The 26,202-nt window shown below is 65.2% G+C and carries 26 protein-coding genes; 11 read left to right on the top strand and 15 right to left on the bottom strand.

Annotation, left to right across the window (positions count from 1 at the left end):
- Positions 1-71: 71 nt before the first annotated feature.
- The 4 genes from def to rluD are packed head-to-tail and all read right to left on the bottom strand — an operon-like array spanning position 72 to position 2,876.
- Positions 72-575, bottom strand: coding sequence for a peptide deformylase (gene def, locus AADX97_RS02565; protein WP_374232010.1), 504 nt, complete (start codon positions 573-575; stop codon positions 72-74).
- A 3-nt stretch (positions 576-578) separates the two neighbouring features.
- Positions 579-1,100 carry a glycine cleavage system protein R gene (locus AADX97_RS02560; protein WP_374232009.1) on the bottom strand — a complete coding sequence of 174 codons (522 nt, stop codon included), beginning with the start codon at positions 1,098-1,100 and terminating at the stop codon, positions 579-581.
- Positions 1,093-1,896 (bottom strand): peptidoglycan editing factor PgeF, encoded by an 804-nt coding sequence (gene pgeF / locus AADX97_RS02555; protein WP_374232044.1) that lies wholly within the window; start codon positions 1,894-1,896, stop codon positions 1,093-1,095. Before pgeF ends, AADX97_RS02560 begins: the two co-directional genes overlap by 8 nt.
- 38 nt (positions 1,897-1,934) lie before the next feature.
- Positions 1,935-2,876, bottom strand: a complete 942-nt coding sequence (rluD, locus tag AADX97_RS02550) for a 23S rRNA pseudouridine(1911/1915/1917) synthase RluD (RefSeq protein WP_374232043.1) — start codon at positions 2,874-2,876, stop codon at positions 1,935-1,937.
- A 150-nt stretch (positions 2,877-3,026) separates the two neighbouring features.
- Between rluD and AADX97_RS02545 the strand changes: the two genes are divergently transcribed.
- Positions 3,027-3,854: an outer membrane protein assembly factor BamD gene (locus tag AADX97_RS02545; protein WP_374232008.1), complete on the top strand. Its 828-nt coding sequence runs from the start codon at positions 3,027-3,029 to the stop codon at positions 3,852-3,854.
- Between the two features lie 152 nt (positions 3,855-4,006).
- Here the strand turns inward: AADX97_RS02545 and AADX97_RS02540 are convergent, their stop codons facing one another.
- From AADX97_RS02540 to sucC, 4 genes are all read right to left on the bottom strand, one after another.
- Positions 4,007-4,345, bottom strand: a complete 339-nt coding sequence (locus AADX97_RS02540) for a P-II family nitrogen regulator (RefSeq protein ID WP_374232007.1) — start codon at positions 4,343-4,345, stop codon at positions 4,007-4,009.
- Positions 4,346-4,504: 159 nt separating this feature from the next.
- Entirely contained in the window at positions 4,505-6,127 is a 1,623-nt protein-coding gene (locus AADX97_RS02535; RefSeq protein WP_374232006.1) for an NAD+ synthase, read from the bottom strand.
- A gap of 168 nt (positions 6,128-6,295) precedes the next feature.
- Complete coding sequence (sucD, locus tag AADX97_RS02530) at positions 6,296-7,168, bottom strand: succinate--CoA ligase subunit alpha (protein ID WP_374232005.1); 873 nt, start codon at positions 7,166-7,168, stop codon at positions 6,296-6,298.
- A 1-nt stretch (position 7,169) separates the two neighbouring features.
- On the bottom strand, positions 7,170-8,357 hold the full coding sequence (gene sucC / locus AADX97_RS02525) for an ADP-forming succinate--CoA ligase subunit beta (RefSeq protein WP_374232004.1): 1,188 nt from the start codon (positions 8,355-8,357) through the stop codon (positions 7,170-7,172).
- Between the two features lie 158 nt (positions 8,358-8,515).
- On the opposite strand from sucC, the gene AADX97_RS02520 reads away from it, so the two are divergent.
- From AADX97_RS02520 to argA, 3 genes are all read left to right on the top strand, one after another.
- Positions 8,516-10,162 (top strand): PAS domain-containing sensor histidine kinase, encoded by a 1,647-nt coding sequence (locus AADX97_RS02520; protein ID WP_374232003.1) that lies wholly within the window; start codon positions 8,516-8,518, stop codon positions 10,160-10,162.
- 182 nt (positions 10,163-10,344) lie between these two features.
- A complete protein-coding gene (locus AADX97_RS02515) occupies positions 10,345-11,697 on the top strand; it encodes a sigma-54-dependent transcriptional regulator (protein WP_374232001.1) in 1,353 nt (450 codons plus the stop codon).
- A gap of 28 nt (positions 11,698-11,725) precedes the next feature.
- Positions 11,726-13,114, top strand: coding sequence for an amino-acid N-acetyltransferase (argA, locus tag AADX97_RS02510; protein WP_374232000.1), 1,389 nt, complete (start codon positions 11,726-11,728; stop codon positions 13,112-13,114).
- Between the two features lie 69 nt (positions 13,115-13,183).
- On the opposite strand, the gene AADX97_RS02505 is transcribed toward argA, so the two are convergent.
- Positions 13,184-13,384 (bottom strand): hypothetical protein, encoded by a 201-nt coding sequence (locus AADX97_RS02505; RefSeq protein WP_374231999.1) that lies wholly within the window; start codon positions 13,382-13,384, stop codon positions 13,184-13,186.
- Positions 13,385-13,397: 13 nt separating this feature from the next.
- Between AADX97_RS02505 and AADX97_RS02500 the strand changes: the two genes are divergently transcribed.
- Positions 13,398-16,805: a mechanosensitive ion channel domain-containing protein gene (locus tag AADX97_RS02500; protein ID WP_374232042.1), complete on the top strand. Its 3,408-nt coding sequence runs from the start codon at positions 13,398-13,400 to the stop codon at positions 16,803-16,805.
- A 353-nt stretch (positions 16,806-17,158) separates the two neighbouring features.
- Here the strand turns inward: AADX97_RS02500 and AADX97_RS02495 are convergent, their stop codons facing one another.
- On the bottom strand, positions 17,159-17,338 hold the full coding sequence (locus AADX97_RS02495; RefSeq protein WP_007192069.1) for a PA3496 family putative envelope integrity protein: 180 nt from the start codon (positions 17,336-17,338) through the stop codon (positions 17,159-17,161).
- A gap of 224 nt (positions 17,339-17,562) precedes the next feature.
- Between AADX97_RS02495 and AADX97_RS02490 the strand changes: the two genes are divergently transcribed.
- The 4 genes from AADX97_RS02490 (at position 17,563) to AADX97_RS02475 (ending at position 20,414) form a co-directional block, all read left to right on the top strand.
- Positions 17,563-18,261 carry a cytochrome b/b6 domain-containing protein gene (locus AADX97_RS02490; RefSeq protein ID WP_374231998.1) on the top strand — a complete coding sequence of 233 codons (699 nt, stop codon included), beginning with the start codon at positions 17,563-17,565 and terminating at the stop codon, positions 18,259-18,261.
- Positions 18,262-18,411: 150 nt separating this feature from the next.
- The gene (gene dksA, locus AADX97_RS02485; RefSeq protein ID WP_374231997.1) at positions 18,412-18,846 is read left to right on the top strand and encodes an RNA polymerase-binding protein DksA; all 435 of its coding nucleotides are present in this window, start codon (positions 18,412-18,414) and stop codon (positions 18,844-18,846) included.
- Positions 18,847-18,886: 40 nt separating this feature from the next.
- Positions 18,887-19,987, top strand: coding sequence for a tRNA glutamyl-Q(34) synthetase GluQRS (gene gluQRS, locus AADX97_RS02480; RefSeq protein WP_374231996.1), 1,101 nt, complete (start codon positions 18,887-18,889; stop codon positions 19,985-19,987).
- Positions 19,875-20,414, top strand: coding sequence for a YaeQ family protein (locus tag AADX97_RS02475; RefSeq protein WP_374231995.1), 540 nt, complete (start codon positions 19,875-19,877; stop codon positions 20,412-20,414). Before gluQRS ends, AADX97_RS02475 begins: the two co-directional genes overlap by 113 nt.
- A 313-nt stretch (positions 20,415-20,727) precedes the next feature.
- Here the strand turns inward: AADX97_RS02475 and galU are convergent, their stop codons facing one another.
- The 3 genes from galU to lapB form a co-directional block, all read right to left on the bottom strand.
- Positions 20,728-21,603 (bottom strand): UTP--glucose-1-phosphate uridylyltransferase GalU, encoded by an 876-nt coding sequence (galU, locus tag AADX97_RS02470; RefSeq protein WP_374231994.1) that lies wholly within the window; start codon positions 21,601-21,603, stop codon positions 20,728-20,730.
- 97 nt (positions 21,604-21,700) lie between these two features.
- Positions 21,701-22,399 (bottom strand): orotidine-5'-phosphate decarboxylase, encoded by a 699-nt coding sequence (gene pyrF, locus AADX97_RS02465; protein ID WP_374231993.1) that lies wholly within the window; start codon positions 22,397-22,399, stop codon positions 21,701-21,703.
- 147 nt (positions 22,400-22,546) lie between these two features.
- The gene (gene lapB / locus AADX97_RS02460; protein ID WP_374231991.1) at positions 22,547-23,749 is read right to left on the bottom strand and encodes a lipopolysaccharide assembly protein LapB; all 1,203 of its coding nucleotides are present in this window, start codon (positions 23,747-23,749) and stop codon (positions 22,547-22,549) included.
- A 263-nt stretch (positions 23,750-24,012) separates the two neighbouring features.
- Here lapB and AADX97_RS02455 point away from each other — a divergent pair, with 263 nt between their 5' ends.
- Both AADX97_RS02455 and AADX97_RS02450 read left to right on the top strand, forming a co-directional pair.
- Positions 24,013-24,726 carry an SDR family oxidoreductase gene (locus AADX97_RS02455; protein ID WP_374231990.1) on the top strand — a complete coding sequence of 238 codons (714 nt, stop codon included), beginning with the start codon at positions 24,013-24,015 and terminating at the stop codon, positions 24,724-24,726.
- Positions 24,727-24,842: 116 nt separating this feature from the next.
- Entirely contained in the window at positions 24,843-25,226 is a 384-nt protein-coding gene (locus tag AADX97_RS02450) for a hypothetical protein (protein WP_374231989.1), read from the top strand.
- A gap of 227 nt (positions 25,227-25,453) precedes the next feature.
- Here AADX97_RS02450 and AADX97_RS02445 read toward each other — a convergent pair whose 3' ends face one another.
- A complete protein-coding gene (locus tag AADX97_RS02445) occupies positions 25,454-25,672 on the bottom strand; it encodes a hypothetical protein (RefSeq protein WP_374231988.1) in 219 nt (72 codons plus the stop codon).
- On the bottom strand, positions 25,672-25,854 hold the full coding sequence (locus AADX97_RS02440) for a hypothetical protein (protein ID WP_374231987.1): 183 nt from the start codon (positions 25,852-25,854) through the stop codon (positions 25,672-25,674). Before AADX97_RS02440 ends, AADX97_RS02445 begins: the two co-directional genes overlap by 1 nt.
- Positions 25,855-26,202 lie beyond the last annotated feature (348 nt).

Here is a 26,202-nt window from a genome sequence, read left to right as displayed (position 1 = left end):
GCTCCGACGGTCGTCGGAGCTGGCGCCGTCAAGCCACTCCAACACATGACGCATACCGCACCGGGCGCGGCTTAGGTCTGGTAGACCTTGCGCCGGTAAAGATCGGTGCGGCGACTCACAACCCGATCGACGAACAGCAGACCGTCGAGGTGGTCCATCTCATGCTGGACCGCGCGCGCCTCGTATCCCTCCATCGCGAATTCGTGCTCCCGGCCGTCGAGATCCTGCGCCTTCAAGCGGATGCCGGTGGCACGGATGACATTACCGGTGTAGTCCGGAACCGAGAGGCAACCTTCGCGACCGATCGCGTAGCCTTCCCAATGGACGATCTCGGGGTTCACCAAGATCAGATGGCCGTGATTGGGGGTCTTAGGACGACCCGAAACATCGACGACGACGATGCGCTGACAGCGCCCGACTTGAGGCGCGGCAATACCCACAGCAGCCGGACCGGCCAGACGGGTTTCTTCGAGGTCCGCAACGAAACCGCGCAGGTCGTCGTCGAAACGCTCGACCGTTTCGGAGACCTGCTTCAGACGCGGGTCCGGTAGTTTGAGAATCTCGAGAATCGCCATGGCTCAGCCGATCAGAACATCGACGGGGGCGACATCGACGGAGACGCCTCGGGTGCTCAGTGCCGACAGCGCGGCTTGAATCTCTTCGATGGTTCGCTCGCAGTAACCCTGGATATTCATGATGTAGACCGGGTGTTGCGCATCGCCGGCGACATCGGACTCCAGCTCCAGGATGTTGAACCCGTACTCGGCAAGGATCTCCGTCACATCGGCAACGATGCCGGCACGATCGGCCCCGAAGACCCTGACCTGGAGATTCGGGACCAGGTGCCGGTGCAGACCGCCCGGCACCGGATCCAGGTGGACGCGCAGCCCCAGCTCCTCGGCCACCGGGCGCACGGCCGCCACCAATTCCTCGCAGGGACGCTCGCCGCTGACCATCAGCATGATGGTGAAGTTGCCGCCGAGACGGATCATGGATGCCTCGCCGAGGTTGCATCCGCAGCTGTAGAGCGCTCGCGTCACGCGCGAGACGATTCCGGGGCGGTCGGCTCCGACCAAGGTCAGCATGTTCCAATCAGGCATGATGTGTGTCTCCCGCAGCAGCGCCGTCGCCGTCGAGCCAAATCAGGCTCGCCATCCGCCCGGTAACGCCGTCGCGCCGATACGAAAAAAAACGTCGTGGATCCGAATGGGTACAGTAACCGCCTCCATAGACCCCTGTCACCCCGATCCGAGCAAGCCGACGGCGCGCCAGGGCGGCGAGGTCGGCCAGGAAACGCCCGTCGCGCGACGCACGGAATGCATCGATCGACGCCGGATCCGCCTCGAGGAATCGCGCGCGAACCTCGGGGCCGACCTCGAAGGCGTCCGGACCGATCGCCGGACCGAGCCAGACCAGGATACGCTCGGAAACATTCCGCCCGGACGCCCCTCCCATGGCCGCGATCGCCCGCTCCAGGATGCCCGAGGCCAGACCGCGCCAGCCGGCATGCACCGCCGCCACGCGGGTTCCCCGATCGTCGCACATGAGCACCGGCAGACAGTCGGCGGTCATGACGACACAGACCACACCGGGCTCGCTCGTCACGGCTCCGTCGGCCTCGCAGCCGCCGGGCGTCCGCGCATCGCCCGGGATCGCCGCATCCTCGCCCGCGAGCGCGCAGCCATGCACCTGTCGGAGCCAAAGCGGTTCGCTCGGGAGCTGCAGGTGCTCGCGCAGGATGGCGCGATTCCGGGCGACCCGCTCCGGCGCGTCGCCGACATGATCACCCAGGTTGAGGCTCGCATAGACGCCGGTGCCGACACCGCCGGCGCGGGTGGTCGAATAGGCCTTCACGCGGGCCGGCGCCGGCCAATCGGGCTCGATCATCTCCGGCATGGCACCCTCGGGCTCGTGCAGCTCGGACGGACTCGGGTTCACGCGGCTGTCTCGCCCCGAAACAGCTCCAGCAATCCCGCGATATCGGCCGGCAACGGACTCTCCCAGCTCATCGCCGTCCCGAGCGTCGGATGCTCCAAGCCCAGACGCAAGGCGTGGAGCGCTTGACGCGGGAAGCCCTGGAGCGCCTCGATAAGACCGGCGGATGCCCCCTTGGGCGGTCGCGGCCGACCGCCGTAAGCGCGATCGCCGACCAGCGGGTGCTGGGTGTAGGCCATATGCACGCGAATCTGGTGTGTCCGGCCGGTCTCGAGCTCGACGGCGAGCAGGCTGTGACCGGAAAAACGTTCCAAGACCCGAAACCGGGTGATCGCAGGCCGCCCGTTGGCGACCACGGCCATGCGGGTACGCTGTGTCGGATGACGTCCGACCGGCGCCTCGATCCGGCCGCCGGCGACCACCTCGCCGATGACCAGGGCGCGATACTCGCGGTGAACCTGCCGAGCCTGCAGCTGCTCGACCAAAGAACGGTGCGCCTCGAGCGTCTTGGCCACCACGAGGAGCCCGGTCGTGTCCTTGTCCAAGCGGTGCACGATGCCGGCTCGCGGCACGCGCGCCAACCCCGGATCATGGTTCAGCAGCGCGTTCTGCAAGGTCCCGTCGCGATGACCCGCCGCCGGATGCACCACCAGACCGGCCGGTTTGTCGAGCACGAGGATCTGCTCGTCCTCGAAGACCGAATTGAGCGGAATCGCCTGGGCGAGACAATCGCCGATCGGCTCGATCGGCGCGTCCAGCTCGATGAGCTCGCCGCCCCAAACCTTGTCGCGCGGGCGTCGCGCCACCCCGTCGACCCGGACCTGTCCGGACTCGATCCACAACTGCAGCCGGCTGCGCGAGAGCTCGGGGATCAATGCCGCCAACACCTGATCGAGCCGACGGGCCGCGAGCTGCGGCTCGACCCGAATCTTGCGTCGCATGTACGTCAGGCCCGGTGCGGCGAGCGGCGGAACGTCGGACGTGGCGTGCGTCATGACCGATTCGCCAATCCGCTACAGGTGTATCCTCGCGCGCGAGAACGGTTGCATTCGGGTATACTACGGGCGGAAATCAACAGGTATCTCGGATTCATGCGAAGAACGTTAACACGACTGCCGGCCCTCGTGCTCGCCATCGCGCTCGCCGGGTGCGGTGTCTTCGGCAAAGAGATCGATCTCACCGAAAACTGGAGCGCAGCGAAACTCTACGCCGAGGCATCCTCCGAGCTGGATTCGAGCAACTATGCCCGGGCGATCGAGTATTACGAGAAGCTGGAGGCGCGTTACCCATTCGGGCGTTATGCGATGCAGTCTCAGCTCGACATCGCCTATACGCACTATCGCGCCGACGAGCCCGAGGCCGCGATTGCCGCTGCGGACCGCTTCATCAAGCTCTACCCCCAAAACCCGTACGTAGACTACGCCTACTATCTGAAGGGTCTGGTCAACTACAACCGCAGCGTGGGTTTTTTGGATCGGTATATCCCGACGGATGCGTCCCAACGTGATCCCGGCTCTGCCCTTGATGCCTTCACGGACTTCTCGGTCTTGGTCGAACGCTTTCCCGACAGCCGCTACGCCGAGGATGCGCGCCAGCGCATGCTCTATCTGCGCAACAATCTCGCGAAGCACGAGGTCAATGTCGCGCGCTACTACATGCGGCGCGGCGCCTACCTCGCCGCGGCGAACCGTGCGAACTACGTGATCGAACGGTTTCAGCGAACCAGTGCGGTGGAGAGCGCCCTCGAGGTGTTGATCGATGCCTACACGGCACTCGGGAAACGCGAGCTGGCGGCCGACGCGAAGCGGGTTCTCGACTTGAATCGAGAGGCCGGTCGGTTTATCTCCGACGAGCCGGAACCCGGCGAGGTCAGTCTCGCGCGCAAGCTCTGGGATTACCTCAGCCTAGACGAGAATTGACGCCTGGCGGGACGATCCGGCGCGCGACGGGAGGTCGCGCCGGATCGTTTCGTTTTGGATTGCCTTTCCTCGGACCGGCTAAGGTGGAGACCGGCTTTACGGGAGCACGATCGGCGACGGCCGGACTGTCATCCCGACCGAGACATCAGGGCCTAGACAGCGGCCTCGTTTTCTTCCCCTGTGCGGATACGCACCACATGCGTCACCTCAGAGACGAAGATCTTGCCGTCGCCGATCTTACCGGTCCGAGCGGCGGTCGTGATGGCGCTGATGCAGGTCTCCACCAGATCGTCGGTGAGCACCAGCTCGATCTTCACCTTAGGCAGGAAATCCACGACGTACTCGGCGCCCCGATACAGCTCGGTGTGCCCCTTCTGGCGTCCGAAACCCTTGACCTCGATCGCGGTCATGCCGGTGATGCCCGCGGCGGAGAGCGCCTCGCGGACGTCGTCCAGCTTAAATGGCTTGATGATGGCTTCAACCTTCTTCATGACGCTCTCCATTGTGGGATCCGGCTACCGAAGCCGTTGAGTATAAGTTCCACGCATGCCGTTGAACAGCGAACGGGTTGAACCCTTGCGGCCACGACGACCACCGTCCGGGTGACGCGCCCTGAACCCGAACACAAAACCACCTCCCCGAATCGCGGCTCAAAATCCGCTCGTGATCGGATAACGGCGATCGCGACCGAACGCCCGGGTGGAGATTCGCACTCCGGGCGGAGCTTGGCGGCGCTTGTATTCGTTGCGATCGACCAACCGGGTGATCCGACGCACGATCTCGCCCGAATAACCGCGCGCCACGATCGCATCGACTCCTTCGTCTTCTTCGATATAAAGCCGCAGGATCGGATCCAAAACCTCGTAGGGAGGAAGGCTATCCTGATCGGTCTGATCGGGCCGCAGCTCCGCGGATGGCGCACGCGTGAGCACACGCTCGGGAATCACCGGGGAGCAACGGTTGCGATAGCGCGCCAGCCGGTACACCAAGAGCTTGGGCACGTCCTTGATGGGCGCGAATCCGCCGGCCATGTCGCCGTAGAGTGTGGCATAGCCCACCGCCATCTCGCTCTTGTTTCCGGTGGTCAGCAGGATGCGTCCGGTCTTGTTGCTGATCGCCATCAGGATGATACCGCGGCAGCGCGCCTGAATGTTCTCCTCGGTAACGTCCGCGGCCAGACCCTCGAAGGCCGGCTCGAGCATCGACAGGAACGACCGGAAGGCCGGCTCGATCGAGATCAGCTGGGCCTTCACGCCGAGCGCCTCGGCCTCCTCGAAGGCATCCGCGTTGCTCATCTGCGAGGTATAGCGCGACGGCATCAAGACGCCCTCGACCGCGTCGGCGCCCAGCGCATCCACGGCGATGGCGAGCGTCAGTGCGGAGTCGACACCGCCCGAGAGACCGAGTATCGCCCCGCTGAAACCGTTCTTGCGGACATAGTCTCGCACACCCAACACCAGGGCGCCGTAGACACTCGCCTCCTCCATCGCATCGTCGTCGAACGACTGCGTGCTGCGCTCGGGCGACGAGCCGACCGGGCGCCCCTCTTCATCGAGGTCGAACGTGAGCAGATCCTCCTCGAAGACCGCCGCGCGATGCAGGATCCGACCCGCACCATCCGCGACAAAGGAGGCACCGTCGAAAACCAGCTCGTCCTGCCCCCCGACGAGGTTTGCATAGACGATCGGGATACCGTGCTCGCTCGCCCGACGCGCGACCAGCGCCTCGCGCTCGGCACGCTTGCCGACATGAAAGGGAGAGGCATTGATGTTGACCAGGATCTGCGCCCCGGCCTCGACCGCCTGCCGAGTCGGATCTTCCTGCCAGATATCCTCGCAAACGCTCAAACCGATCTTCAAACCCAGGTGATCGAGCACCAAGGGGCTCGCGCCGGCCTGGAAATAACGCTTCTCGTCGAAGACGCTGTAGTTGGGTAAATGCTGCTTCGCGTACTCGCCGATCACCGCACCGTCGCGCAACACGCCGGCCACATTGAACAGACCGCCGACGGCCCGCAGCGGATAACCCAGGACCAGCGTGATCCCTCGACACTCGGCACGGATCCGCTCCAGGGCCGACTCGACACGCTGCAGCAGCTCGGGGCGCAGCAAGAGATCCTCCGGCGGATAACCCGTGAGGGTCAGCTCGGGAAAGACCAAGAGATCGACCCCGTCCGCGCGCGCGGAGGCCGCCTCGGCAATCACCCGATCGGCATTGCCCACGACATCCCCGACGACGAGATTCAACTGCGCGACCCGGATACGACATCCCACGGCGGGGTCCTCTTAAAGAGATGAGAAGCTTGGTGTGGCCGCCAGCGGCAGGACACTGGCTTTCAGCTATCAGCTATCAGCTATCAGAACTGTCAGCTTCGGCGAAATGTGTATATGGGCTGACAGCTGACGGCTGATAGCTGGCGGCAGGCGGCCATCGCCCCCTCGTCAGCCGCCGAGAAGCTCCGCCAGTCGAGTCCCCATCTCCGCAGGCGAGCGCACGGTCACGGCACCCGCCTGCTCGAGGGCCGCGTACTTGCCTTCGGCCGTCCCGCGACCGCCGGTGACGATCGCACCCGCATGCCCCATGCGCTTACCGGCGGGCGCCGTCACCCCGGCAATGTAGGCGACCAGCGGCTTGGCGATCCGCTCGCGGATGACCTCCGCGGCCTCCTCCTCGCCGCTGCCGCCGATCTCGCCGACCATGATGATCGCCTCGGTCTGCGGGTCCTGCTCGAAGAGATCCAGACAGGCGACGAAATCGAGACCCTGGATCGGGTCCCCGCCGATCCCGATGCAGGTGCTCTGACCCAGACCCGCTTGGGTCGTCTGCCAGACCGCCTCGTAGGTCAGGGTGCCCGAGCGCGACACGATGCCGACCCGGCCGGGTGCGTGGATGTTCCCCGGCATGATGCCGATCTTGCAGGCACCCGGCGTGATGATGCCGGGACAATTGGGGCCGATCAGGACCGCCGGGCTGCCCGTGAGCGCGGCCTTCACCCGCACCATGTCCAGGACCGGGATCCCCTCGGTGATACAGACGATGACGTGAATCCCGGCGTCCGCCGCCTCCAGGATCGCATCCGCGGCATAGGCCGCCGGCACGTAGATCATGGTCGCATCCGCGCCCGTGTCGCGGACCGCCTGATGCACGGTATCGAAGACCGGCCGATCGAGATGGCGCTGCCCGCCCTTGCCGGGCGTCACCCCGCCGACCAAGTCGGTACCGTAGGCGATCGCCTGCTCGCTGTGGAAAGTGCCCTGCTTGCCCGTGAAGCCCTGACAGATCACCCGTGTGTTGCTGTCGACCAAAACGCTCATCTCAAACCCCTCCGGCAAAGGCAGCGCGACCGGCGGCCGCATCCACGACCCGCCGGGCCGCCTCACCGAGACCCGCCATCGTCTCGACTGCCAACCCGCTGCGTGCCAGCATCTCCAGACCCTGTGCGGCATTGGTGCCTTCCAGGCGCACCACGACCGGGACCGAGACCTGAACCTCCCGCACCGCCTCGATGATGCCCTCGGCGATCAGGTCGCACCGCACGATGCCGCCGAAGATGTTCACCAGCACCGCCCGGACGTTGGTGTCGGAGAGGATCAACTTGAAGGCCTCGGCGACGCGCGCTGCGGTGGCGCCGCCGCCGACATCGAGAAAGTTTGCCGGTGCGCCGCCGTGCAGCTGCACCAGGTCCATGGTCGCCATGGCGAGCCCGGCCCCGTTGACCATGCAGCCGATGTTGCCGCTGAGGCTGATATAGCTCAGCTCATGGCGCTTCGCGGCCAGCTCGCGCGGGTCCTCTTGGCCCGGGTCGCGCAGCGCCTCCAGGTCCGGGTGGCGATAGAGTGCGTTGTCGTCCAGGTTGATCTTGGCGTCCAACGCGATCAGCTCGCCGCGATCGTCGACCACCAGCGGATTGACCTCGACCAGACTCGCGTCCTTCTCGACGAAGAGTCGATACAGCCCCTCCATCAGCAGCCCGAGCGACTTGATCTGGGCGGGCTCCAGGCCGAGCCCGAAACCCAAGCGGCGCACCTGATAGGGTTGCAGGCCGACCGCCGGATGGACCCGCACCCGCAGCAAACGCTCCGGCGTCTCGGCCGCGACGCGCTCGATGTCCATCCCGCCCGCCTCCGAGGCGACGAAGAGGACTCGCTCGGTCTCGCGCTCCAAGAGCAGCCCGAGATAGAGCTCGCGAGCGATCGCCATCGGACGCTCGATCAGGAGCCTGTCGACCGGCAAGCCGTCCGGCGCGCTCTGACCCGTGACCAGACGCGTCCCGAGCAGACGCCGTGCGGCACTCTCGACCGCGGACGGACTCTCGGCCATGACCACGCCCCCGGCCTTGCCGCGCCCGCCCGCATGGACCTGTGCCTTCACGACCCAGCGCTCCCCGCCGAGCACGCCGCAGGCCGCCGCGGCCTCCTCGACCGTGCTCGCCGTCACGCCGTCCGGGATGCGGATCCGGTACTCGTTGAACAGCCGTTTCGCCTGGTATTCGTGTAGATTCATGGTGTGCTCGCCGTCGCGGTGTGCCGAATCCCGAAGCGCCGCGACCACATGGCCGCGCCACCGCCATTCTGGTCTAATCCGCGGCAGATTGGCAAAGGCGCATTCATCCTCCGCACGCACTGCGCCGCCCGAAGGCGTGTTCGAGCACGAGACCAGCAATGACGCATCACCCAGAACCCACGACGCGCCACCCGAGCCCGGCAACGCGCCCCGAGAGCACGAAACACCCCGGGCAACCCGGCCATCCCCATCCGACCTGGCTTGCGTTGCGCTGGCTGTTTCTGTTTCGGCTCGTGGTGCTAATCGGACTCATCCTGCTCTTCTCGCCCTCGGCGATGGACCCGCTCATCACGCCCGCCAACGCCGCGTTGGCCTGGAACGTCCTCATCTTCTACGCCATCCTGGTGCTGCTGAGCGGCCTGATCCTTTATTCGCGTTGGCCGGGCCGCGGGAGCCAGGTCCACCTCGCCATCTATATCGACATCGTCGCCTTCACCTTCTTGATGCATGCCGCGGGCGGCGCCGCAAGCGGTATCGGGATCCTGATCGGCGTGACCGTCGCGGCCGGAGCGCTTCTGATGGAAGGGCGCCTTGCGCTTCTCTTTGCGTCCTTCGCCGCCCTTGCCGTGCTCACCGAGCAGATCTATTCGGACCTTTCCGGGAGCGTCGCGACCTCGAGTTATACCCAGGCCGGCCTCCTCGGCGGTATCTTCTTCGCCGTAGCGCTGCTCGCTCATGTGCTCTATCGCAGGGTACGCGAGGCCGAGGACATGGCGGCGCGACGCACGGTCGATATCGCCAATCTGACCAAGCTCAATGCCTTCATCATCGCCAATCTCGAGACCGGCATCCTCGCGGTCGACGGCGAGCGTCACCTTCGCCTGAAGAACAAGGCCGCGCTGGAGCTCCTCGACGTCGATGCGATTCATCCCGGCAGCTCCCTCGGCGATTTCGCCCCGGAGGTCGTCGAGTGGCTCGAGACTCAGGTCCAGAACCCGGCATCCGAGGGCACCGTCATCCGGGTCGGCGAGCGCGAGCTGCGTGCCACCCTCAAGCTGCTCGGCGATTATCGGGCCTCCGGCGCCTTGATCTATCTGCGCGACAACCAGGAGCTCACCCGCGAGGCCCAACAGATCAAGCTGGCCGCACTCGGCACCCTCACCGCCAGTATCGCCCACAACATCCGCAACCCGTTGAGCGCCATCACTCACGCCAGCCAACTCTTCGCCGACGGCAAAGACCTGCCGGAAGACGACCAGCACCTGCTCGAGATCATTCGACGCAACAGTGCGCGCATCGACGAGACGGTGCGCAGCGTGCTCCAGCTCTCGCGCCGCGATCGGATGGATCCGGTGTCGCTCGATGCGGCACGCTGGATCGCGGAATTTGCAGAGGAGTTTCGCGAGACCCACCGACTCGCGCCGGAACGTCTCACCCTCGAGATCGCCTTTTCGCCCGATCCGGTCGAGGTGGATCCGCGCCATCTGCACCAGATCGTCTCCAACCTGTGCGAAAACGCACTGATTCACGGCGGATACGAGAATGAGCTGCCGCGGATCAAGATCCGCCTCCTGCCGAGCGACGAGACTGCGGGCCGGACCCTGATCGAGATTGCCGACGAGGGGCCCGGAATCGACGCCAAGACCGCGCGCGACATCTTCAATCCATTCTTCACCACGAAGACGAGCGGCACGGGCCTCGGTCTCTATATCGCCCGAGAATTGGCACAGACCAACGGTATCCATCTGACCTACGAGCCCGCCGAGCCGCACGGCAGCCGATTCAGGCTCCATTTCGCCCGGTGACGGTCACCCGCGACCGCGTCGAGGGGTCACACGGCTTCTGTCGGGCCCGACCACGCGTTATGCTTGGAGGGCAGACGCAGGGCAGTAGAAAAAAGACAACGATGTCCTGAAGGCGTACGGAGCGCGTCCGGGCAGCAGGCTCCGAATCCAATCACCTTGTCCACACCGAGGGAGCTGGCCTAATGACGAAGGCTCAAGCACTGGTCGTCGACGACGAATCCGATATCCTCGACCTCTTAAAGATCACCCTCGGCCGTATGGACATTCGGGCACTGACCGCCATGACGGTCATCGATGCCAAGCATCAGCTCGAACGCAACCGCTTCGACCTCTGCCTAACCGACATGAGCCTCCCGGACGGCAACGGCATCGACCTGATCCGTCATATCGCCGAGCACTATCCCGACCTCCCGGTCGCCATGATCACCGCCCACGGCAACATGGAATCGGCCGTCGCCGCCATGAAGGCCGGGGCCTTCGACTTTGTCCCTAAACCTGTGGATCTTCAGCTCCTGCGCCAGCTCGTCGGCTCGGCCCTGCGCCTGCGCGAGACCGCGGCCGCCGGGGAAGACAGCCGCAACGCCGCCCGGGCAAGCCTGATCGGGGACTCTCGCGTGATGGAGCAAATCCGCCAGATGATCGGCAAGCTCGCGCGCAACCAGGCGCCGGTCTTCATCACCGGCGAAAGCGGCACGGGCAAGGAGCTCGCTGCCCGACTCATCCACGGCCAAGGCCCGCGTGCCGCCGGGCCCTTCGTCGCCGTCAACTGCGGGGCTATACCGCAGGACCTGGTCGAAAGCGAGCTGTTCGGTCACAAGAAGGGCAGCTTCACCGGTGCCGTCAGCGACAAGGAGGGGCTCTTCCAAGCCGCTTCCGGCGGCACCCTGTTTCTCGACGAGGTCGCCGATCTACCGCTGCCGGCGCAGGTCAAGCTCTTGCGGGCCGTCCAAGAGAAGAGCGTGCGTCCGGTCGGTGCCCAACAGGAGGTCGCCGTGGATGCGCGGATCATCAGCGCCAGTCATCGCGATCTCAACCTGGAGGTCGACAAGGGGCACTTTAGACAGGACCTCTACTATCGCATCAACGTCATCGAGCTGCGGATGCCGGCGCTGCGCGAGCGCCCCCGCGACATCCCCGCCCTGGCGGAACGGATGCTGCTGCGAATTGCCCGGCATCATAAGGGCCAGCCCGCCATGACCCTCTCGGCGGACGCCCTCGCGGCATTGATGGACTACGGCTTTCCGGGCAACGTGCGCGAGCTCGAAAACATCCTCGAGCGCGCGACCGCCCTCTGCGAGGGATCGGTTATCGAGGTCGGCGATCTCTATCTGCCGCAGGCCGACGGCCCGACGCCACCCGCCCATGCACAGATCGACGATAGTGTTCCGCTGGAGGACTATCTCGGCGAGATCGAGAAAAAGGCGATCCTCGATGCACTCGACGAGACGCGTTGGAACCGTACCGCCGCGGCAAGGAAGCTGGGGATGACCCTCAGATCGCTGCGTTATCGTCTCGCCAAGCTCGGCATCGAATAGCCGATCGCATGATGCGACCGGACCGAGAATGACACCATCGAACCCCGACCCGAACGACCCCGCGTCATCCCGCGATCCCTTCGTCGACTGGGTACGCCAGGCTACACCCTACATCCATGCGCACCGCGGACGCACCTTCGTGATTGTCTTCGGCGGCGAGGCGGTCGCGGATCCGCGCTTCCCGGACCTGGTCCACGATATCGCCCTGCTGCACGGGCTCGGCATTCGCCTCGTCCTGGTGCACGGCGCGCGCCCGCAGATCGAGGCCCGGCTTGCCGGTCGCGGTGCGCAGATGCGCTATGTGAACGGCCTGCGCATCACCGATCGGATCGCGCTGGCCTGTGTCAAGGAGGCTGCCGGGGTGGTCCGAGTCGAGATCGAGGCACTGCTCTCGCTCGGGCTCGCCAACTCGCCGATGGCCGGCGTGCGCATCCCGGTGGTCTCAGGCAACTTCGTCACGGCGCGCCCCTTGGGCGTGATCGACGGGATCGACTACGCCCACACCGGTTCGGTGCGGCGGATCGACCGTCAGACGCTGCGGGCGGTCCTTGATCAGGGCGCGGTCGCCTTGATGCCGCCGCTGGGGTACTCGCCGACCGGCGAGGTCTTCAATCTCAGCGCGGCCGACGTGGCGCGCGGCGCAGCGGTCGCACTCGGTGCCGACAAGCTGATCTTTCTCACCGAGGACCCCGTCGCCAAGGATCCCATCGGGGATGCGTCCCCGGACACCAAGACCCAAGACCGGCCCCAGGATCTGCTGGGACCCAACCTCCTGGCCCGCGATATCGACGCCCTACTCGCCGCCTCGAGCGGGATCCCGGAGGATGTCGCCCAGTGCCTGCGCGCCGGTGCCGAGGCCTGCCGCAACGGGATCCGACGCGTGCACTTGGTGCAGCGCCGGCGCGGTGGCGCGCTGCTGCGCGAGCTCCTCACACCCGACGGCAGCGGCACCCTGATCTCCGCCGAGCCCTACGAGGAGCTGCGCCCGGCACGGATCGACGACGTGACGGGCATCCTCGAGCTGCTCCGCCCGCTCGAGGATCGTGGCGTACTGGTGCGGCGTTCGCGCGAGCGCCTGGAGACCGAGATCGGCCGGTTCGTCCTGACCGAGCGCGACGGCTTGATCACGGCTTGCGCGGCGCTTTACCCTTACCCGAGCGCGGGCATGGCAGAGTTGGCCTGCGTCGCCGTGCACCAGGATTATCGGGCGAGCGGACGCGGCGATCGACTGCTCGCCCGCATGGAGGACATCGCCCGCGCCGCAGGCATCGAGCGCCTGTTCGTCCTCACCACCCAGACCGCGCATTGGTTTCGAGAGCGCGGATTCGAGCCGGCGTCGCTTGGCGCCTTGCCGATGGAGCGACAAGCCCTGTACAACTTCCAGCGCAACTCGCAGGTCTACATCAAGGTCCTTTGAATCGCGTCTCGTGCGACATGCGCGGGTTCGGTATCGGCTCGGCGTCGAGCGCGTCCTGATGTACTTGAGTCAACGCGATTCAAGATTCTGAAGATAACCAACTGTTTCCGACTTTAGCTCCAGAGCCTTCGCCTGATCAGGCGGTGGCCGAGCCGTTTTTTGCGACCCGATCATGATGATGTCGATCCCGATGATGACCACACGAGCAGGAACATCCGGCCATTCGAGGCAACCGAGGTTTTGGAAGCCCGTTGGGTTGGTTCCGTTCATCCTTGTCTTCTCGATGGCCCTCGTGAGCAACGCACTCGCGACCGAGCCGACGCCTACCGGCTCGACCCCGGCTGCGCCGGCGAGCAGCAGCGACGGTCTTCCGTCGGTCGACCAGGTCGAGGCCAAGATCGCCGAGGTGGCAGCCGATACGGCGCTCGACGAGACCGGCAAGGCGGCCTTGACCGAGCAGTATCGGCGGACATTGGCGAGCCTCGAGGCGACTCGGACCTTCGACCTACAGGCCAAAGAGCTTGCCCAAGCGCTGACGACGGCGCCCGCCGAAACCGCGGCAATCCGGCAACGCATCGAGAAACGCGAGCCGGGGACGGAGGAGGTCGTCGAGATCCCGAAGGATCTGCCGACCGAGGAGATCGCGCAGCGCCTGAGCATCGTCCTCGCCGACACCGCCGTGGAGGAAACGCGCATCGGCGAGCTCGACAAGGCCATCGAACGGAGCACGGGCCGTCCCGCCGCGATTCGCGCACGCTTATCCGAGGTCAAGACCGCGCTCGACGAGCTTGAATCCGATCTGAGCCAACCCAACAGCGCCGACGCGGAGGTCGCAGCGAGCGAAGCTCGACGCTGGGCGCTCGAGACCCGTCGGGCAGCGCTCTGGGCCGAGGGTCGGATGCTGGAACAAGAGCTGCTGAGTCTGTCGGCGCGCGAAGCACTGCAACGCGCACAACGCGAGGAGGCTACCCTGGATTGGGAGAACCTCCGAGCCCGGCAGCGCCACCTCGAGGAGCTGCAGAACCAGCGGCGTCGAGACGAGGCGGAAGCAGCGCAGCGTGAATCCGAACGCGCGCGGATCGAGGCCGCCGACAAACATGCCCTGGTGCAGGAGGCGACCCGGGAGAACGCCAAGATCACCACATCCATGGGCGATCTGGCGCGTGATCTCGAGGATCTCGACCTCGAAATCGCGGACCTCGAGTCCGAGCGCAAACGGGTGGAGCAGGATTTCAAGGCGGCACAGCAACGCATCGAGGCCGCCGGGCTCAGCAAGGCGCTCGGTCAGGTCTTGGTCGAGCGGCGCGAGGAGATCCCCGACCTGCGCCGGCTGCGCGGGGCGATCGAGGAGCGCGAAGACGCGATCGCCGAGGCCACGCTGAGACAGATCCTCTATCGCGAAGAGCAACGTCAGCTGCGCGATCTCGCTGCCTATCTCGACGAGCTCACCACACGTGATCCGACCGCTCAAGCCCAGGAAGTCCGCGAGCAACTCAAGGCGACGCTCGAGCAAAGACGCCGTTTGATCACACAGGCACTGAGCGTCGAGGACGACTACATCGGCCAGCTCGGCGAGCTCAACTATGCCGCCGACCAGCTCATTCGGACGGCCAAGGGCTACGACGGCTATCTCGCCGAGCGCTTGCTGTGGGTACGCAGCACCCTTCCGGTCGGCATCGAAACCCTCGTCACATTGCCATCGGCCATCGGATGGCTCGTCGCACGGGAGCATTGGATCGAGGTCACACGCGTACTGACGCACGCGGGTGCGCACTCGCCGTTGCTCTGGGCCCTATCGCTCGTCATCGTCGGCATCTTCTGGAAGCTCTCGGCGCTGCGACGCGCGATCCGAGCCACGGCCGAGCCGCTTCGCAAGATTCGCACCGATCGCCTGAGCCACACCGGCAAGGCCATCGGCCTGAGCCTCGTGGCGGCAATACCCATCCCGCTCCTCTTGTGGCTGATCGGACTGCAGCTGTCGACCTCCATCGAGGCCACCGACTTCACGCGCGCGCTGGGATCGGCCCTGATCGGCGCCTCCGTCGGACTCTATTATCTGCGCGCGTTCCGAACCCTCTGCATCACCGGGGGGGTCGCCGACCGACATTTTCGCTGGAGCCAAGAGACCCTCCAGCGGCTCAGAAGCGAGTTTGATTGGTTCAGCATCTACATCGTCCCGGTCGCCTTGACGGCCATGGTGCTCTACAACGACAGCGACCCGGCCTTCAGCGGGAGTCTGGGACGCCTGGCGACGATCGCGACCATGGTGGGGTTCTCCGTCTTCTTCGCGCGCCTCTTGAGCCCCACCACAGGTGTCCTGAAAGAGGCTCTTGCAGCAAACCCGAAGGGATGGTTCAACCGCTTACGTCACATCTGGTTCTCGGTCATCGTCGGCGCGCCCCTGGGGCTGGCGGTACTTGCCCTGCTGGGCTACGTCTACACCGCCGGAGTCCTGTTCGCGTCGCTGGTACAGCAGACCTGGCTTGCGCTTGCCTTGATCGTGCTGCATCAAGTGATCGTGCGATGGCTGATCGTCACGCGGCGGCGTTTGGCGCTGACGGCGGCAGTGGAGCGTGCGAGTGCACGCCGTGCGCAAAACGAGGCCGAACGCAAAGAGCCTTCCCAAGCTCCCTCGGAGCTGCAGGTCGAGGAGCCCGAGCCGAATCTCGCCGCGCTCGACGAGCAGACCCGCCGCCTGATCAATGCCTCGGTGTTCTTCACTGCAGTGCTGGGGGTGTGGTTGACCTGGTCGGATGTCTTGCCGGCCCTGTCCATGCTGGAGCGCATCCCGCTGTGGTATTACGAGGGGATGGTCGACGGCGTCGCCCAGCCAGTGCCGGTGACGGCGGCCAACCTAAGCCTCGTGCTGGTGATCCTCTTCGTTGCGACCGCTGCCGCCAAAAACCTCCCGGCCCTGTTGGAGATCCTGCTGCTGCAGACCGAATCCATCTCTGCAGGCGGGCGTTATGCGATCAAGACCCTGGTGAGCTACGCCATCACGGTCGCCGCCTTCCTGGTCGCCTTCAGCACGCTCGGGCTGAACTGGGGGCAGGTGCAATGGCTTGTGGCGGCACTTGGCGTCGGCATCGGCTTCGGCCTTCAGGAGATCGTGGCGAATTTCATCAGCGGCATCATCATCCTGTTCGAGCGTCCGGTGCGGGTCGGCGACATCGTCACCATCGGCGATACGACCGGTGTGGTCACCAACATCCAGATCCGCGCAACGACCATCCGGAACTGGGACAGGCAGGAGCTCCTGGTGCCGAACAAGGAGTTCATCACCGGACGGCTGTTGAACTGGAGTCTGACCGATCAGCAAAATCGCATCACCATCCCGATCGGCATCGAATACGGAAGCGACACACGCAAGGCACTGAGCATTCTCGCTCAAGTTGCCGAGCAGCATGAGCGGGTCCTCGATGATCCTGCCCCCTTGATCAGCTTCGAGGGGTTCGGCGACAACGCCCTGACCATTGTCCTGCGGTGTTATCTCAACCTGCTCGACGGTCGGATCGGCGTCGCCACCGAGCTGCATCAAGCCATCTACGATCGCTTCAAGGAGGAGGGGATCGGTATGGCGTTCCCCCAACGCGATGTCCATCTGTCGCTGCGTGCGCCCCTGGATATTCGTTTGGATCCCGCCGCTCGCGACGCGTTTCGGCCTGCGGAGTCGGTCTCGCAAGCCGGGTGAGTCACGTGTCAGAAATAACTTAGGCGATTTCTGCAAATTTCCATACCCGTAGGTTGTGCTGACGATAGGAAGCACAACTTGCGCCTACGGGAGGTTGTGCCTCGCACGGCTCGGCACAACCGACCCCCTTGGCATGACGGTTTCCGGAATTCGCCTTAAGGACCGAATCGTTGTCGTAATCGACAACGACAACGAGAAGCGTGCCAAAGGCATACTCTAGCCGAGTCGTCTTCCTTATTCTTGATCCGTTCCAAAGGATCCGAGCGCCTTCCGGAACGAATCGGGTCGGCGGAAGAGCCGCGCTCGACGGCTCGTTGAAAGGATAGGCCCGCACCACGAACGGGCCATCAACATCAACCCAGCTCGTCGAATTCGGGGTCGTCGAGAAGCTCGCGAAGCCGTTTGATTTCACGCATATGCTCGATCCGACGACGCACCGCCAGATTCGCCGCAGGGGCGCGTGAATCCGGGCCAGTCATCGACGGCACACGCTCGTTGGCCTCCTCGCCGTAACTGCTCTCGTTGTCCATCATCTGCGCTACCTCGGGTCACACGATCGTAGGGGATTATTCGCCGCTCTTTAATCGAAAGCAGACTCCGCGTCAAGCAATGATTTGTTCTTGCCACGACCCCAGGTCGCGTCATGCTCGGCGATCGGACTCGGGCGTCGGCGCCGATCGAGTTGCTCCGAACCATCGCGAGCCTCAAGATACCGGGCCGAAACCGAATCGATTCCGAGAGAAAAGGAGACCCTGCGTTGAACGAGCGAGCGATCCTGATCTGGGACCTACCGACCCGCCTCTTTCATTGGCTCCTTGCGTTGCTCGTCGCGGCGGCGTTCGTGACCGGTCTGCAGGGTGGAAATCTGATGGTTTGGCACGGCCGCATCGGGCTTGTGATCCTTGGCCTGCTCGTCTTCCGCCTCGCGTGGGGCCTTGTCGGATCCACCTACGCGCGATTCGGACACTTCGTGCATGGACCCGGAGCGGTGATCGACTACTTGCGCGGTCGGTGGCACGGGCTCGGACATAGCCCCTTGGCGGCCCTCTCCGTACTTGCCTTGATCGGCCTGCTGCTGTTTCAGTCGATCAGCGGCCTCATGAGCAACGACGATATCGCCTTTAGGGGTCCGCTCTACGACCTGGTTTCCAAAGCGACCAGCAACTGGTTGACCGGATTGCATCGCCAGAACATCTGGTTGATCGGCGGACTCGTCGCACTGCACCTCTGCGCGGTTCTCTTTTACACGCTGCTGCGCAGGGACGATCTAATCCGTCCCATGATCCACGGACGCAAGCAGGTCTCGGGCACGGCGGCGAAACCGGCGACCGGCGGCGGCTGGCTCGCCTTCCTCGCAGCCTTGGCCGTTGCCTTCGCCGCCGTGTGGATCGCCGACGGCGGGCTTCTTCCACCACCCCCGCCGCCACCGCCGCCCGGTAGCATTCCGACGTGGTAACCCAGATCGACCCACAAAGACGGGGCCATCACCGGCAATCGGGTTGCCCGACGGCCGATGTTCTGGTACTTAAGCGTGTTTTTCGCGGCAGGTCCGGTCAGCCGTATCGGGCGTCTGCCATCCACGACAAGAGCCTTCGGGAGTACATTCATGGCCGAAGCGAACGCCATTCAAGCCAGCACAGCCGAGTTCGAGCCCTACCGTCAAGGCGCGGACGAGGACTACATGAGTCCCGAGCAAGAGGCGCATTTTCGCGATATCCTCTTGGCCTGGAAGCAATCGCTCATGGAAGAGGTCGATCGCACCGTACACCATATGCAGGACGAGGCGACCAACTTCCCAGACCCCAACGATCGCGCCACCCAGGAGTCCGAGTTCAGCCTGGAGCTGCGCACCCGCGATCGCGAGCGCAAGCTGATCAAGAAGATCGACGAGGCGCTCGGTCGAATCGACGACCACGAATACGGCTTCTGCGAGGCGTGCGGGGTCGAGATCGGCATCCGCCGTCTCGAGGCTCGGCCGACCGCCACGCTCTGCATCGACTGCAAGACACTCGACGAGATCCGCGAACGGCAGCGCGGATGATCCTAGACCCGGCCGGGTCCGGCTCTCGGTCGTGAGTCCGATGCGCGGCCCCGCCGGTCCCGGTCCAACCGGCGACCCCGGACGGGGCCCTTATCGCGGCCGCTTCGCTCCGTCCCCGACCGGTCCGCTCCATCTCGGCTCACTGCTTGCCGCCGTGGCCAGTTACGCGGACGCCCGCGCCAACGGAGGCGTTTGGCTGGTCCGGATGGAAGACATCGACCGCACGCGCGAGGTTCCCGGGGCGGCCGACGCGATCCTCCGCACCCTAATCGCGTTCGGTTTCGAGTGGGATGAATCGGTGGTACATCAAAGCCGCCGAACCGACGCCTACCGAGATGCACTCGACGCACTCGCGGCTCTGGGCCTGACCTATCCGTGCGGATGCAGCCGCACCGAGGTTGCCCGAGCCGGCCGCTCGGGGCCCGAGGGACCCATCTACCCCGGCACCTGCCGCGCCGGTCTTGCGCTCGGGCGGCGTGCACGCACCGAGCGCTTTCGCACCCCGCCCGGCGCGCTCGCCTTCGAAGACCGAATCCAGGGACCACAGGAGCAGATGGTCGATGAAGCGGTTGGCGACTTCGTGCTGCGGCGCGCCGACGGCATCCACGCTTACCAGCTCGCCGTCGTCGTCGATGATGCCCTTCAAGGGGTCACTCAGGTGGTGCGCGGCGCGGACCTGCTGCTCTCGACGCCCCGCCAGATCCTGCTGCAACGCGCATTGGGATTCGACCAACCCGGCTACGCGCATGTCCCCTTGGTCTTGGACACGGAGGGCCGAAAGCTCAGCAAGTCAATGGCTGCAGCACCGGTCGACGCGCGCGATCCCCTGCCCGCCTTGCGTGCGGCCTGGGCCTTGTTGGGACAAGCCCCGCCGCCCGCGGATCTCCGCGTCGATGCCTTTTGGACGTGGGCCATCCCCGAGTGGCGAATCGCGCGCATCCCGCCCAAGACCTCGGTTGCATACCCGAGTGCCGCATCGCCGCTGGCGCGCGAGCCCTGCGCGCGCGCCTTGACCCTGAGACCCTCCGATGGCCCTCAAAGCAACCGTCTTCAAAGCGCAGGTCCAGATCAGCGACATGGACCGTCACTACTACGAGAGCCACACACTGACCCTGGCCCGGCACCCCTCCGAGACCGATGAGCGGATGATGGTGAGGCTGCTCGCCTTCTCACTCTATGCGGACCCGCAGCTTGCCTTCACCAAGGGGCTGAGCGCAGACGACGAGCCGGACCTGTGGCAACGCAGCCTGAGCGGCGAGATCGAGCGCTGGATCGAGGTGGGCCAACCCGATGAGCGGCGCCTGCGCAAGGCGAGTGGTCGCGCGCGCGAGGTGGTGGTGATCACCTACGCCGGGCGCGCGGCGGATCTTTGGTGGGAGCATAACAGCGCAGGTCTCGGGCGCCTTCGCAACCTCCGAGTGCTCGATCTGAGCAGCAGCGAGAGTCAGGCCCTGAGCCGCTTGGCCGAGCGCTCGATGGATCTGCAATGCACCATCGACGGTGGCGAGGTTTGGATCGGCAACGCTCGGGAGACGGTCGCCCTGACTCCGCGTCTGCGCCAGGTCTGAGCGCACCGAGGGTGTGCAGCGTTAAACGGGCGTTCCCCTCACCTCGCAGACCCGGAACCAGGAGCGCGGTCGAGGACTTTGCTCATTGTCGTTGTCGTGCGAAGACTCGATTACGACAACGACAACGAAATGTCTTGGACCGGGCCGTAGGTTGTGCCGAGCCGTGCGAGGCACAACCAACCGTTGACGCGAGTTGTGCTTCCTATCGTCAGCACAACCTACGGGTAGGGATTTTCCGGAATCGCCTAGACGGCCGGGGCCCTCGCCCGGCAGAGCCGGAGCCAACCGCACGGCTGCCGGCCCCGTCGCGCCGTTATTGTTGCCCGAAGGCCCGCAAATAGGCCGAGAAGCGCTCCCCGACCTCCGGGTGCGCCAAGCCGAACTCCACATTCGCCTGGAGATAGCCGAGCTTGCTGCCGCAATCGTAGCGCTTGCCCTGGAAGGGGTAGGCGATCACCGGCTCGTCCTCGAGGAGCGCTGCGATGGCGTCGGTCAACTGGATCTCCCCGCCCGCACCTTCCCGGGTCTGCTCGAGCTTCTCGAAGATCTTGGGCGTCAACAGATATCGCCCGACGACCGCGAGGTTCGAGGGCGCATCGGCCGGCGCCGGCTTCTCCACGATCGCCACGACCCGCAGCTCTCCCTCCGGACCGGGCTCGACCTTCACAATGCCGTACTTGTTGGTCTCCTCGTGCGGGACCTCCTGGACACTCAGCACGCTGCAACCGAACTGCTCGTAGACGTCGGCCATCTGCTCGACCACGCCCTTGCCTTGCGAGTGGATCAGGTCGTCGGCCAGCAAGACGGCAAAGGGCTCGTCGCCGACGACGGACTTGGCACAGAGTACGGCATGCCCGAGACCGAGCGCCTCGGCTTGGCGCACATAGATGCAGGTCACGCTCGTCGGCATCACGTTCTGAACGATGTGCAGGAGCTCCAGCTTGCCGGCGCTCTTGAGCTCAGACTCGAGCTCGTAGGCCTTGTCGAAATGATCTTCGATCGAGCGCTTGTTGCGCCCGGTGATGAAAACCAGTTGAGTGGCACCGGCGTCCTCCGCCTCCTCCGCTGCATACTGGATCAGCGGCTTGTCGACGATCGACATCATCTCCTTTGGGCTCGCCTTGGTGGCGGGGAGGAACCGAGTCCCAAGTCCGGCGACCGGGAACACTGCCTTTCGAATCTTCGCCATCGCGTCTTCTCCTTCAAGATCGTTCAATGTGAGCGAGCAGCTCGGACAAGCGCCGAGATGCGCGGTTGAGACAGGTCATGCAGGGCTCGGGAGCACGTCAGGCCATGAGCGAATCCTCGATGGCCCGCAGCGCAGCCACGGGATCCTCCGCCGCGGTGATCGGGCGCCCGATGACCAGGTCGTCCGCACCGGCTAAGAGGGCATCACGCGGTGTCATGACACGCACCTGATCGCCGAGCGACGCACCGGCGGGCCTGACGCCCGGTGTGACCAGCCGAAAATCAGGACCCAGCGCCGCGCGTACCGCAGCTGCCTCCAAGGGCGAGCAGACCACGCCGTCGAGACCCGCGGCATGCCCGAGGGCTGCAAGCGCAAGCACCCGCTCGTTCGGCTCGCCGGGACAGCCGACAGCGCTCAGATCCTCCCGGCTCAGACTGGTGAGCAGGGTCACGCCGATCAGCAACGGCCGTCTCGACATGGCATCGAGTCGCGTGCGCGCAGCCTCGATCATCCGGGCCCCGCCCGAGATATGCAGGTTCACCATCCAAACCCCGAGATTCGCCGCGGCAGCGCAAGCACCCGCGACCGTGTTGGGGATGTCGTGAAATTTCAGATCGAGAAAGACCTCGAACCCGCGAGATTGCAATACCTCGACAAACATCGGCCCGCATCGCGTGAACAGCTCCTTGCCGACCTTCAACCGGCAGCGTGTCGGATCGAGCCGCTCGACCAGAGCAAGCGCTTCAGCCTCGGTCGCGAAATCGAGCGCGACGATAATGCGTTTGGATTGCGTCACGTCCGGTCCTCGTAGGCTTCATCAGGGTTCTGCGCCCGGTCTCCCGGACCGCACGGCCGCGCAGGGTCCGACGAGCCTCGGCCGATCCCCGCTGCGCCGAGCGTGCGAGCCGGGGCAGCGGCGACCCCGTGCGCACCCCTCGCAGGGTCAGGCAAGACGTCGCTCATGCAGAACCTCCTCGCCGATAATCGGCTCGGGCTGAACGGGAACGACACTTCCCCAGGAGCGGCAGCTGGGACACTGCCAATGCAGCGAGCGCGCCTCGAAACCGCAGTGCTCGCAGCGATAAACCGCCTGCCGCGCGAGCAAATGCCGCGTCACCTCCAAGACGACTCGCAGACGTTCGACCGCAAAACCCTGCACCTGCGACGGCCCCTCGACCTGCAGCTCGAAGAGACGCTCGAGTGCGGCCAAATCCGCATGCCGGGTCAGATAACGCGTCAGCAGATCCATCGCTGCCTCCTTTCCGCGGCTCTGGGCGACGACATCGCTGAGACCGAGCGTCAATGCCGGACTTGAATGCCGCTGCGCCAAATCCTCCAGAACCGCGGACACATCGTCACGTCCGAGGTGCCGCAAGGCGTCGATCAGCTCGGGCAGAATCTCCGGAACATACGATGCGCGCTGCTCCGCCACATGCGTAAAGAGCGCCAGCGCACGCTGCGGATCACCGTCTTCCAGCGCAGCCCGACCCTCGAGCATGGTGGCGCGGACGCACTCCGGATCGGCCTCCCGAGCCAGACTCAGCTGGGTCATCGCAAGCCCGGCGTCGCCGCAGCGCCGAGCATCCTCGGCGAGCTCGCAATGGTAGTGGCCGATCGCCACCTTGATCGAAGGATCACTCGCCGGCTCGAGCTGCTCGGCGACTTCCAGGCAGCGTGCCCAATCGCGCTCCTGCTCGTAGAGCTCGCGCAGACTCTGAAGCGCACGCCGGCGGTGCAACCCGAGACCGACCAGCTCCTGAAACAGGCATTCGGCCCGATCCAACAAGCCTGCACGCATGTAGTCCTGGCCCAGCTCGAAGAGGGCATCACCGCGCTGCTCCGCGGCCAGATTCTTCCGTGCGATCAGGTTTTGGTGAATGCGAATCGCCCGGTCGACCTCGCCGCGCCGTCGAAACAGACTGCCGAGCGCGAGATGGGTCTCGACGGTCTCTCCGTCGACCTCGACAAGCTCCAGGAACATGTCGATGGCCTTATCCGGCTGCTCTTCGACGAGATAATTCAGACCCCGCAGGAATGCGGGGTGAGGTGGCGATGCGCGGCTGCGTCGAACCGCCGTACCGCGGCGCGCGACCCACCACCCGGAGGCTGCAGCGACGGGCAGAAGCAGGAACAGCAGCTCGATCACGGGCGCCACCGCCAACGCAAAGGAACGGGCAGGCCGCCGGCGAGGACGCAACGGCAAGCGCTCTGATATGCTGGTTCGGGTAAACTGATCACGCCGAGAATGATACAGGCAACCCGCCCGGCCCGCATGAGGAAGCCGAGCGGATCGGCGACCGACGGAACGCGTCCGGGTTGGGCATCCGGCCCGAGACCCCACTTCTCGGTTAGGAGCGTCGAGCCGACGGGCGCCCTGAACAGTCGGCACAGCATCCAGGAGTCACGAGCGTGCAGGAATTCTCCGGGAAAACCGTTGTCGTCACCGGCGCAGCGGGAAACCTTGGCCGTGCCACGGCACTTGCCTTCGCCCGCCGAGGCGCCCGACTGGCCCTGATCGACCTGGATCCCGATGCCTTGCGGTCGGCGCAGATGGCCCTGCCCGAGGGATGCGAGTCGGCCATCTTTGCAACAGACTTGTTGGATCCCCCCGCGGTGGCAGCCATGATCGCCGACGTGACAGACCGCTTCGGCGCCGTTCATGTCCTCGCGAATATCGCCGGCGGTTTTGCGATGGGTCCGGCCATTGAAGAGACGACCGATGCACAGTGGGATTCCTTGATGGATCTGAACCTGCGTAGCGTCTTCAACTGCTGCCGGGCGGCGATTCCCCGGATCCCGGACGGGAGCGGCGGGCGCATCGTCAACATTTCCGCCCGAGCGGCCACTCGGGGGGTTGGACACATGGGCCCCTACTGCGTCTCCAAGGCCGCCGTCATTACCCTGACCGAGAGCCTCGCCGAGGAGCTGAAGCAGCACGGGATCACCGTCAACTGTGTTCTGCCCGGGACCCTCGACACCCCGCAAAATCGCGCCGCCATGCCGGATGCGGACCACGACACTTGGGTTCCTCTGGATGCACTCGCCGATGTCATCCTCTTTCTGGCCTCGGATGCCGCACGCTGCGTGACCGGCGCCGCGGTGCCGGTCTACGGACGGAGCTGATGCGCGCCGTGTACTCTCAACCACAGGTACAGAGCAGCAGCCGCCGGGCCCGATCAGAAGACCGTTCGCATCGACCGAGCAACCGGAGAAGCCCGCTTCGCCGCCGGACAGCTGTAGTGCTCCTCATCGCGGGCCTCGTCATCCAAAGTGCGGCCGCATCACCTCTTGACGAGGCAACCGAAGCACTTTTGATCGAAGCGGTCGAGGCCGCCTACGCGTTGGATCTGTATCACGCCCGCTGCCGCAGCGACGGCTCGAACCGTCGCACCGAGAACCTCAACAAGCTGCTCGCCAGCCGCATGCGCATGACCGTGCTCCGGGTCCAGGACGACGTCTTTCCCGAGCGCAATTATCGCAAAGTTCAGGAACGTCTTCAGCGCGAGTTCCTGGAGATACTCAACGAGAACGGCGGGTGTGCCGGGGTGAAAGACTCGGAGCTCCCCGTGGAGTTTCGAGCTCGTTACGATGAAAAGATGCGTGCGATCGAAGCTCTTCCCTAGAACGACGCGCCCGAATCTCAGGGCGCCGGGTCGGTCGCGGTGCCTTCGTGCCGATTCGTCGGATCCCACGACTCCGCTTGGAGGATCTGCGACAGCGCCGACACGCCCGCCGCGGCCTTCCTTGAGCCTCTTCACATCGGCCGAGGAGAGGCTTGCTCCGGATTGCGGAAGATGCGCGACGAGTCCCTGGATCATTGCGCTGTTGCGCTCAATCCCGTCGCGAACGGCTAGGATGCACGCAAGTCGGGCGTCGACGTCATCAGCCGACGGGCTTCGATAAGGTTGGCCTCGACCAGCGGCGTGATCCGTCCGACGGCAACGTCCATGGCGTCCGCGAGCCCCTCGATCCGGCGGTCCTGCTCGACCAGTGCATGAAAATCGCGCCCGTAGGCCGCGAGGCGCTCGGTCAACGCATCTCGCTGCGGATCGGCGATCGGGGCCTGCATCACACGCTCGGCGGTTCGAGCCCATTGCTCCGCCATGCCGCGACGACCGCCTCGAAGCTCGACAGATCATCGGCGACCAGCGTTCGAACCTCGGTCGCTGCCTGCTGCGAGGTCTCGTCGAGACGCGCGAGTCCGGCGGCCTCGGCCTCCAAGGCACCCGCTTCGCGGGTCAACTCGGCCACCGCATCGGGATTTCGGGTCGTGAGAAACTCGGACTGAGCCGCGCGGATAGCGCCGAGCCGCCGCTCGATGCTGAAGGCATAGGACTGACACGGCCGGTCGATCCCCCGTGTCTCAACCGATCGGACGCCAGCTTACCCTAACCCGGCAGAGCCGGAACCAAGCAAAGCCGTCGAAAGCTCTAGTCGTTGTCGTTGTCGTAATCGGATTCCGTACGAACACGACAACGACAACGACAACGAAAAATTCTGGGACGTTCAGCTTCGGTGTGTTTTCAGTCCCGATCCGCACTGGGTCGGCACCCTCACCCGTGCGCACAAGCGTTTGCTGCCGCTTCTTTATCCGGCCGA

Source organism: Thiocapsa sp. C2-2m (assembly GCF_041903745.1).
Classification (GTDB): domain Bacteria; phylum Pseudomonadota; class Gammaproteobacteria; order Chromatiales; family Chromatiaceae; genus Thiocapsa; species Thiocapsa roseilacustris.
The sequence above is the reverse complement of the archived record's forward strand: the minus strand, read 5'-3'. Positions and strand labels throughout refer to the sequence as shown.